Source organism: Dokdonella sp., assembly GCF_051958935.1.
GTDB lineage: Bacteria > Pseudomonadota > Gammaproteobacteria > Xanthomonadales > Rhodanobacteraceae > Dokdonella_A.
Map to the genome: position 1 here is coordinate 1 of NZ_JBQCFP010000160.1, position 5,456 is coordinate 5,456.

Sequence of the window (5,456 nt, forward strand, 5' to 3'; positions counted from 1 at the left end):
CTGCCAGCCGGGCACCGTCGCCTGGCGCGCGCGCGCGACGGGGAGTTCGCCCGCGGGCGCTGCCTTGCCGTTCACCGAGCCGGCGCCGATCGTCGCGTCCTTGCCGACGCGCAGGGGCGCGACGAGCGCGGTGTTGGAGCCGATGAAGGCGCCGTCCTCGATCGTCGTCGCGTGCTTGTTCACGCCGTCATAGTTGCAGGTGATCGTGCCGGCGCCGATGTTGACGTCGCGACCGACCTCGGCGTCGCCGATATAGGCGAGGTGGTTCGCCTTCGAGTGCTCGCCGAAGCGCGACTTCTTCGTCTCGACGAAGTTGCCGATGCGCGCGTGTGCGGCGAGTTCCGTGCCCGGGCGCAGGCGCGCGAACGGGCCGATGTCGCACGGGCCGTGCGTGACGACGCCGTCGAGGTTGCAGTGGGAATGCACGATCGTTCCGGCGGCGAGGGTCGAGTTGCGCACGCGGCAGAACGGCCCGTTGCGCACCTCGTCGCCGAGTTCGACCAGCCCTTCGAGGATCACGTCGACGTCGATCTCGACGTCGCGGCCGACGCGCACGTCGCCACGCACGTCGAAGCGCACGGGGTCGGCGAAGCGCACGCCGGCGGCGGCGAGCTGGGTCGCGCGCAGGCGCTGGTGCATGCGCTCGAGCCCGGCGAGCTGCCATGGGTCGTTCGCACCGAACACCTCCTGCGGATTGATGCACGGCACCGCTTCGGCCGGTTCACCTTCGTCGTTCGCCTGCTCGAACACGTCGGTGAGGTAGTACTCGCGCTGCGCATTCGCATCGGTGAGGTTGTTGATCCACACGCGCAGGCGGCGCGCGTCGGCGGCGAGGATGCCGCTGTTGACCCAGGTGATCGCGCGCTGTTCGAGCGTGGCGTCCTTCTCCTCGACTATCGCGCGGATGCGGCCGATGCCGTCGCGCACGACGCGGCCGTAGCCGTAGGGATTTTCGAGCTGCGTCACCAGCGCGCCGAGCGGCACTTCGACCGCGAGCAGCTTGCGCAGCGTGTCGGTACGGATCAATGGCACGTCGCCGTAGAGCACGAGCACGCGCGCGCCTTCCGGTACGTCGGGCATGGCGAGCTTGACCGCGTGGCCGGTGCCGCGCTGCTCGGCCTGGTGCACCCAGGCGAGGTCGCCGAGGTCGGTGACGGCCGCCTTCACCTGGTCGCCGAGGTGGCCGTAGACGAGGTGGATGCGCGCCGGCTGCAGTGCGCGTGCGGCGTCGAGCACATGGGCGAGCATCGGCCGCCCGGCGAGCGGCATCAGCACCTTCGGCTTGGCCGATTTCATCCGCTTGCCCTCGCCGGCGGCGAGGACGATCACATGCAGGGGCGTGCTCGTCACGGAACATCCTCAAAATAGGACGCCGGACGCCCAGGGCGCGCCCGGCTCGCAAGGTCGCGGTCGCGCCGCGCCACCCATCCACCGGACCCCGATGCCACAGGCGGCCCCACGGGCGGCCGGGTGGCCGTCCCGCAGGGCCCGTCGGTGAGACGTGGCTCACATTCTAGAGGCGGACCGGGGCTGCCGTCGCGCCGGCTGTCGGCGGCGCCGGCCCGCCAGCTCAGTCGAAGCCGTCGGCGAAGATGACGTCGATGCGCTCGACCGCGCCGATGTCGGGCGCGGCATCGGCATAGCCGTCGTCGATGCCGGGCAGCGGCACCCCGCCATCGACCAGCAGGCTCGCGCCGAGCGGCATGAAGTCGCCCGCCGCGGGCGCGCCGAGCAGCGGCGGCGCGGATACGCCGTGCTGCTCCTGGCCGGTGCCGGAACGGAACGCGGCGAGGTCGGCGTAGTCGGTCGAATGCCAGCGCACGAGCGGAGCGCTCGCCGCATGCAGGTCGTCGTAGTCGAGGTCGAGCGCGATCGGGTTGATCTTGCGCAATGCGTAGTGCGCGCCGTCGTAGAGATTGTTGCGGCTGCGCAGCGAGGTCGTCACTCCGGGGTCGAGGAAGACGAGAGCGGCCGTGTCGGGCACCGTGGTGACGAAGCTGTTGTGGTAGAGCAGCAGCGGGCCGACCGGGGTCGGGTAGTCGCTGTTGATCTTGATGCCGCTCGAAGTGTAGCCGTCGACGAGCGCCGAATGCGTGTTGCCGAGGTTCCAGGCGATGTTGCGCACGATCCATACCGGCCCGGTGCCCGCCGGCGCGACGGCGAACCCCATCAGGCTGTCCTGGATGCGGTTGCCCCAGATGCGCAGGTTCGCGCAGTAGCCTTCGGCCTCGATCGCATCGTCGTTGTGGCGATGAATCGTATTCTCGTAGACGTCGGTCTCGTTGCTGAACCCGGCCACGGGCGCCGAGTCGCCGCACGGATGCAGGCCGTCGTAGGTGTCGTGCACGGTATTGCGGCGGATCACGTTGCCGCGGCCGACGTTGTCGGTGAACGCGATCGCACTGTTCTGCGCGGTGCTGTCGTGGGTCGCTTCCCATGGCCAGTCGAAGATCGAAGTGTCGCCAATCGCGTTGCGCTCGATCAGGTTGCGGTCGCCGCCCTTGAGCCAGACGCCGGCCGCGGCGTTCTCGTGCAGCGCGTTGCCGGCGACGATCGTGTCGCTCGCGTAGCGGAGATAAACGCCCTTGCCGTACTCGTCGCTGCCGTAGTTGCGGATCTCGAAATTCTCGATGCGCACCTGGTGCAGCCCGTCGACGACGAACCCGGCCGGCAGGCGCGCGACGTCGAGATGGCGCTGCGCCGGTGTCGAACCGTCGCTGAACTTGACCGACAGCGTCGTGCCGTCGAAATGGAAGCCGCCCGGCGCACCCGAGGGCAACGCCCGCAACGCGGCAAGGCTCGTGTACGGAAACAGCCGCCCCTGGTCGCTGACGACGAGCGCGGTCGCGAAACCGGTCGCGCGCGACCACACGCCGTTGCCCGCATTCGTCCAGGCCGCGCCCGCGGCGATCGCCGCGTCGGCGCCGTCGAGGACCGCACCCGGCGCGCCGCGGAAGACGATTGGCTGGCTCGCGCTGCCCGATAGCGGCACGTCGACGCTCTCGCGGTAGATGCCTGCGGCGACCGAGACGAGATCGCCCGGGCGCGACAGGTCGGCGGCGCGCTGGATCGTCTTCACGGCCTGGGCGGGGCTGCTGCCGTCATGTGCGTCCGAACCGGTCGTCGCGACGTAAAGCGTGCGCGCGGGCACGAATGCAGGCGCCTCGGCGCGCGTCACCACGCTCGCCATGCGCGTCGGCGTCGCGCCGGCGCCGTCGGGATCGGCGAGCGTGACGCGCACGTCATAGGCATGCCCGGCATCGAGCCAGAAGAGGCTGCCGAGGAAATGCGTCGCATCGACGCGCAAGAGCGGATGACCGGCACGCCATGCCGGCGTCCCCTGCGCGCGCCATTCCAGCTGCGCGGTCGCGTTGCGGTTCGCGTCACCGGCGACGGTCGCCACCACGCCACCGGCGGCGAGCGTGCCGTAGCCCTCGAGCGCGCTGAACGTCGAGGCGTTCTGCGCCTGAGCGAGGCAGGGCGACAGCAGGAAAGGCAAGGCGAAACGCGCGCGGCGCATGACTGTGGCTCCTACGGGCGTGCCGATACTGCCACGGTCGCGTGCGGGTCGATGTGATGGATTCACCCTGACGCGGCGACCGCCCCACCGCGTCGCTGCTGGCATGGGCAGTTGCGCGGGTCCCCGACATGCCTGCCAACCGCTGCTCGGGCATTGTCCGCACGCCGATGCAAGGCTTCGCCTGACAAGCACGGCTTCCACGGCGCAGCAGGGGCCCGGCGTCTTCGACCGGCGGCGTCATTCCCGTGAAAGCGGGAATTTCCTTTTCGCTTTCTCGGGGCTTCAGGGGCACAAGAGCACAATGGATTCCGCTTTCGCGGGAATGACGGCTGGCGGTGCCGACGGGTTCGCAGCACGTGCAGCGCCGGGCCGGACACGTCCTTGGGGCGCGCCTGGGGCGGCAAAAGAAAAAGGCCGGCTAACGCCGGCGTCGTTCTTTGCATCACGTGAAAAGCGTGGCCATTGGATGATCACGCCGGCGCCGCGCGGGGCGGGGCTCTTCCTGAGACTAGGTCCCAAACCCGCTGATCCCCCGCGATCCAGGATGGACGCGCCCCTCAATGCTTGTGGGAGCGACGCAGGCGCTCCAGCGCCTGCAGCTGCGCCATTGCCTGCGCGAGCTGCGCTTGCGCCTGGGCGACTTCGAGCGCGTCGGCACGATTGGCGAGCGCGCGCTCGGCCTCGTCCTTGGCGGAACGCGCGGCCGCCTCGTCGAGATCCTTGGCGCGGATCGCGGTGTCGGCGAGCACGGTGACGACCTGCGGCTGCACCTCGAGGATGCCGCCGGAGACGTAGAAGAACTGCTCTTCGCCGTTCTCGAGCTGCACCCGCACCTGGCCGGGCTTGAGGCGCGTGATCAGCGGCGCGTGGCGCGGCGCGATGCCGAGCTCGCCCATCTCGCCGGTCGCGATGACCATCTGCGCCTGGCCGTGGAAGATTTCTTCCTCGGCGCTGACGATGTCGCAACGGATTGTGCTCATTGTCTCTCTCGCTTCGCTGGTTCGAAGGGGATTGGTGATTCGTGATTCGGAAAAGCGGTGAATCGGGGCCGGACGGCTTTCCTGAATCACCAATCACCAATCCCGAATCACGGCTTTCACGCCGCCTTCTTCTCCATCGCCTTGGCCTTCTCGAAGGCCTCGTCGATGCCGCCGATCATGTAGAACGCCTGTTCCGGCAGGTGGTCGCACTCGCCGTCGCAGATCATCTTGAAGCCGCGGATCGTTTCCTTGAGCGTGACGTACTTGCCCGGGGCACCGGTGAACACCTGCGCGACCGTGAACGGCTGCGAGAAGAAGCGTTCGATCTTGCGCGCACGGTAGACCGTGTTGCGGTCGTCTTCGCTGAGCTCGTCCATGCCGAGGATCGCGATGATGTCCTTGAGTTCCTTGTAGCGCTGCAGCGTGCCCTGCACGCGGCGCGCAACGTCGTAATGCTCCTGGCCGATCACCAGCGGATCGAGCTGGCGGCTCGTCGAGGCGAGCGGGTCCACGGCCGGGTAGATGCCGAGCGAAGCGATGTCGCGCGACAGTGCGACGGTCGAGTCGAGGTGGGCGAACGTCGTCGCCGGCGAAGGGTCGGTGTAGTCGTCGGCCGGGACGTAGACGGCCTGGATCGAGGTGATCGAGCCGGTCTTGGTGGAGGTGATGCGTTCCTGCAGCACGCCCATTTCCTCGGCGAGCGTCGGCTGGTAACCCACCGCCGACGGCATGCGGCCGAGCAGCGCCGACACTTCCGTTCCCGCGAGCGTGTAGCGGTAGATGTTGTCGACGAAGAACAGCACGTCGCGGCCCTTGCCGTTCGCGTCCTTCTCGTCGCGGAAGTACTCGGCCATGGTGAGGCCCGTCAGCGCGACGCGCAGGCGGTTGCCGGGCGGCTCGTTCATCTGGCCGTACACCATCGCGACCTTCGACTGCGTCTTGTCGTCGAGCTTGAC

4 protein-coding genes are annotated in these 5,456 nt (G+C 68.9%); all 4 read right to left on the minus strand.

The annotated features are described in order from the left end of the window. The coding region (gene glmU, locus ACTHK2_RS15230) for a bifunctional UDP-N-acetylglucosamine diphosphorylase/glucosamine-1-phosphate N-acetyltransferase GlmU (protein ID WP_440246568.1) at positions 1-1,350 on the minus strand (1,350 nt) is incomplete at its 3' end. Positions 1,351-1,570: 220 nt separating this feature from the next. Continuing rightward, positions 1,571-3,520: a right-handed parallel beta-helix repeat-containing protein gene (locus ACTHK2_RS15235; RefSeq protein ID WP_440246569.1), complete on the minus strand. Its 1,950-nt coding sequence runs from the start codon at positions 3,518-3,520 to the stop codon at positions 1,571-1,573. A gap of 557 nt (positions 3,521-4,077) precedes the next feature. Further along, positions 4,078-4,500, minus strand: coding sequence for a F0F1 ATP synthase subunit epsilon (locus ACTHK2_RS15240; RefSeq protein WP_440246570.1), 423 nt, complete (start codon positions 4,498-4,500; stop codon positions 4,078-4,080). A gap of 116 nt (positions 4,501-4,616) precedes the next feature. Next, the coding region (gene atpD / locus ACTHK2_RS15245) for a F0F1 ATP synthase subunit beta (protein ID WP_440246572.1) at positions 4,617-5,456 on the minus strand (840 nt) is incomplete at its 5' end.

What these genes read in the sequence shown, in the direction of transcription:
- ACTHK2_RS15235 (WP_440246569.1), bottom strand. Translation starts at nt 3,520, where the DNA reads ATGCGCCGCGCGCGTTTCGCCTTGCCTTTCCTGCTGTCGCCCTGCCTC.
- ACTHK2_RS15240 (WP_440246570.1), bottom strand. Translation starts at nt 4,500, where the DNA reads ATGAGCACAATCCGTTGCGACATCGTCAGCGCCGAGGAAGAAATCTTC.